At 67.3% G+C, this 1,068-nt stretch carries 1 protein-coding gene; it reads left to right on the top strand.

Annotated elements, in window-relative coordinates:
- A partial coding sequence (locus AC1DX4_RS35045) for an Ig-like domain-containing protein (RefSeq protein ID WP_477224682.1) occupies positions 1-1,068 on the top strand: 1,068 nt, incomplete at both ends.

Below are 1,068 nucleotides of genomic sequence, written 5' to 3'. Positions count from 1 at the left end.
ACGGACGCCGCACAGTCGGGCGAGACGGTGACCGGCAATGTCGAGACCGGGACCAGCACCCACGGCACCGGTGCGGCCGATACGGCCGGCGCCGACGGCATCGCCTCGATCGCCTGGACGGGCATCGCCGGCTCCACGGTGACGGGAACCTATGGCGTGCTGACGGTCGATGCCAATGGCGGCTACAGCTACCATGCCAACCCGAACGCCTCGGGCACCGACGTGTTCGCCTACACCATCAAGGACGGCGACGGCGACACCTCGCCCTCGACACTGACGATCACGGTCACCAACGGCCAGCCACAGCCGGTCGCGGCGACGGCGCAGGTTGACGAAGCAGCCCTCGACACCAGCGCCATCGGCGATCTCGCCGCTTCGGCGGTGACCGGATCCAATCCGGGAAGCACCGCCGAGACGGTGGCCGGCACGCTGACGCTGGGCGATCCCAACARCCCGCACGTCACCAACATCGCAGGCGCCACCTCATCGGCCGTCGCCGGTGTCCCGGTCACGGTGCAGGGCACATACGGCGTGCTGCAGATCGACCAGGACGGTCACTACACCTACACGCTGACCAAGCCCTTCGACACCACGCCCGACGCCAACAACAGCACCAACRTCGAGGCCGGCAAGGACGTCTTCACCTATACCGTCACCGACAGCCTCGGCAACACCAACACCTCGACCATCTCCATCAACATCGTCGACGATGTGCCGACAGCCCATGCCGACACCGACAGCCTCGCYGCCAACCAGTTCACCGCCGAGACCGGCAACGTCATCACCGCGGTCGGCACCACCGCGCCGGTCACCGGTGTCGACGTGCTTGGCGCCGATGGCGCAACCGTCGCAGGCGTCGCGGCCGGCAACACCAATGCCAATCTCGACAGCGCCGCAACGATCGGCTCGGTCATCCACGGCACCTATGGCGATCTGACGCTCGGCGCCAATGGCGACTACAGCTACCTCCGCAACCCCGGCTCGCCCGGCGGTGTCAGCGACGTCTTCACCTACACCATCAAGGACGGCGACGGCGACCTGTCGCACACCACGCTGACCATCTCGGTC

This window comes from Mesorhizobium sp. P3_A8 (genome assembly GCF_056402995.1).
Note: the sequence above shows the minus strand (reverse complement) of the source record. Positions and strands in the feature narration are given on the sequence as shown.